Below are 2,866 nucleotides of genomic sequence, written 5' to 3' on the forward strand. Positions count from 1 at the left end.
CGGACCCCATCCAAAGGTGAAAAATCGGATATCTGGTTTTCCCTAAGATCCAACCACTTCAGATTGGGTAATGCTGATAGTGCCGATATGTCTGAGATGTTGTTATGCCCAAGGTTTGCCCGTTCCAAGGTGGTGAGCTTCTCTAAAAATGAAAGATTAGAGATCCCGCAGTTGGGTAGCCATAGTTCTTTTATCGCTGTCAATCCTGATAGGGGAGATACGTCCACTTTACTCACGTCTTCAATACCTATCTTTACAAGTTTTGGTAGCTTTGTTAGCGGTGATAAGTCAGGAACAGGTTCACCCAAACCCCAGTACTCTATAGATTCCAAGTTGATTAATTCTGCGAGGGGCGATAGATCACCGGGAGGTTCAACACGTACCCTTATCCAGTTAAGATTTTTTAAATTCGCGAGGGGTGAAAGATCTGAGACTGGATTATTATACATAGATAACCCCCTTAAGTTTGTTAATCCTGATAGTGGTGAGATGTCCGAAATCTCATTACTATATATTCCGAGTGATCCTAAATTCTTTAGTTCTGCCAATGGTGAAATATCCGTAATCTCATTCCCTGACAGGCCTAGTAGTCCCAGTTGGGTTAATCCTGCAATCGGAGAGAGATCGAGCATCACATTATCCTTAATTCTCAAATTCTGCAGATTTGTTGCGAACTCAAGTCCCCTCAAATCCTTAATGCCCATTCCCTCTGCCGTAAGGTGTGTCAATGTTGCCATTTCCTCCACTGTAATAGTGGACTTCGGTGTTTTACCAAGAGCCTCTGCAATCGCCGCACGCAAGTTCGGGTCGGGGATGTGAACAGACTCGCCAGGAATGCGTTCCTCCCGAGGAGCAACTGGCTTAACCACACTACTATCAGGTGAACTCAGCGTGGCAACGATTTCGCTGAAATTCGATGTCCATGTATCCCTTTTCACGCTGCCGCTCGCACTTGTTAGCACACCCAATCCCAAGTTTTTTAAACTCGCATTCTCACGAATCTTTCGGAGGAACGTCTCGATTTCCAAATCAACTGCCGCTGCAGCATGTGCTGCATCAAGCGGTCTTTGAAACGCCTCGTAGAACCGCTGAACCGGCTCAATCCCACCAAAGACATCGCCTGACGCTTCAAGTGCTTGACGGTAACGTGTCGTATCTTTCTCTACATGCGCAGCCATCACAGATTGCTCCGTATAGAGTCGCAAGGCACGCGCTTTGTCAAACGGTGGATTTGGGTTCTGCTTGACGACTGCCCGAACCTGATCTTCAAATTCCTTCATCCCCTCGGTGTGACATCCAATACAGGAGAGTCCGTTGCGGACGGTCGGATCGCTCGCTGCAGGATTGGATACGATGCTTATCGGTGCCGCATCCAGACGATTGCCTCCCGCATCTACCAGATAGTACGCCTGTAAGCCGTTGGGAAGGTTGAAGATGATCTCACCACCGTCGTGCGTGAATGAGAGCGGATGCGTAAAGATATTCTGTGTCCCGACACTCCCCGCAAAGTCGTAACTTTTCCAATACGCGCCATACCGTGAGGTGTGTCGTTCAACAACGCGGTTGTTGCTCGATACACCCGAATCGTTGAACCCCGCGCGCCAGACGCGTCTGCCCGCGGCGTTCCGAGTATTTTCGACCACATTCACCTCGAGTTGTGATTCTAACTCTCGATCCGTTTGTGGAAGATCCAAGATGTCATGGTAGAGGGGTGGTAAAGAGGCAGTCGCCAGAAACCAATCCACATGAACGAACGGCACCTCGCACGCTAACTCCTCCCGCAAATTCGTCAGTTTTTCACGCAGACTTGTCTGTGTCGGTGCATCAAACGCAATGCCATACGGATAGACCTGTTCAATCTGTGTCCACCTGTTGGTTCCTATTTCCCATTCATAATCGCGGAGATCAATATAGAAAATCGTCTCTTTTTGATAACCTCGCGTCCCCAAGAGAGACTGTTCACGAGTTTAGAGAGTGCCCGTTGATAGGCGTGGCGTGCCTCCGCACTCTCACCGGCATTGTAGAGATGCGTCATTGTAAAATAGCGTGTGAAGGCACGGTCGAAGGGTGATAGTGAGTTGACGTGCTTCTCAATCGTTTCAAGCATTTCGGTGGGTGTAATAAAGTCGGTATCTCGTTCTGGCATCTGCCAATCCGGTGCGCCTGCTTGAATCCAGTTGCCGATGGTCAGGATTGCTGTTTCGCTGGATCGTTTACAAGCAACCGCTTATAGAGTTCAGATTCAATCGGTCTTCCCGGGACAACTGCCCCGGTCTCAATGAGCGCTGTATGCTCAATAATGATTTCCTCAGTAAACGCTCCATGTTCTCCATGGCAGTTGAGACAATTCCTTTCAAAGATTGCATACGCCTGTTGCGCGAGATTCTGCTGGGCATCAACACTGTGAGAGTTGCCCAGAATAATGGTCAACAGCGAAACGAATGTGATAAGAATTTTCCAGTTTTTCATGATTTTTTCCTTTCGCTAAGGCTTTGATTCCCAATCTATAAGGGTAGTCCCAAGTGTTACGAAGTGAAATTTTCTGGTAGAGAGTGACAGGATAATATAGATTCGATAAGATCCTCATGTTATTATGATAAAATATGCGGATTTTCGGTTACTTTAACCCAAGTTGCTACCTAAGAAAGCTACAGATAGTTAAGGACAATTTGTATTGGACAATTACTGATGTCTCAACGACACACATGTCGCCCCTCCGGGGCTTAGATATGGGGCTGTTCGCGTTTTTCTACACACATGTCGCCCCTCCGGGGCTTGCAAGGTTGTCCTCCGATGATTTATGAAAAAGCACCTAAAAATGCTCTGAAAATAACGCATCCTATTTCAAAGTAGCAACTTAGGTTAA

General features: G+C 47.3%; 3 protein-coding genes. All 3 read right to left on the reverse strand.

Annotation, left to right across the window (positions count from 1 at the left end; all coding sequences use genetic code 11):
* A partial coding sequence (locus J4G07_14925) for a leucine-rich repeat domain-containing protein (protein ID MCE2415285.1) occupies positions 1-1,949 on the reverse strand: 1,949 nt, incomplete at its 3' end.
* The gene (locus tag J4G07_14930; protein ID MCE2415286.1) at positions 1,880-2,146 is read right to left on the reverse strand and encodes a hypothetical protein; all 267 of its coding nucleotides are present in this window, start codon (positions 2,144-2,146) and stop codon (positions 1,880-1,882) included. The genes J4G07_14930 and J4G07_14925, both read right to left, overlap by 70 nt.
* A gap of 41 nt (positions 2,147-2,187) precedes the next feature.
* A complete protein-coding gene (locus tag J4G07_14935; protein ID MCE2415287.1) occupies positions 2,188-2,469 on the reverse strand; it encodes a hypothetical protein in 282 nt (93 codons plus the stop codon).
* Positions 2,470-2,866: the final 397 nt, after the last annotated feature.

The sequence above is a fragment of the Candidatus Poribacteria bacterium genome (assembly GCA_021295715.1).
Lineage (GTDB): Bacteria > Poribacteria > WGA-4E > WGA-4E > WGA-3G > WGA-3G.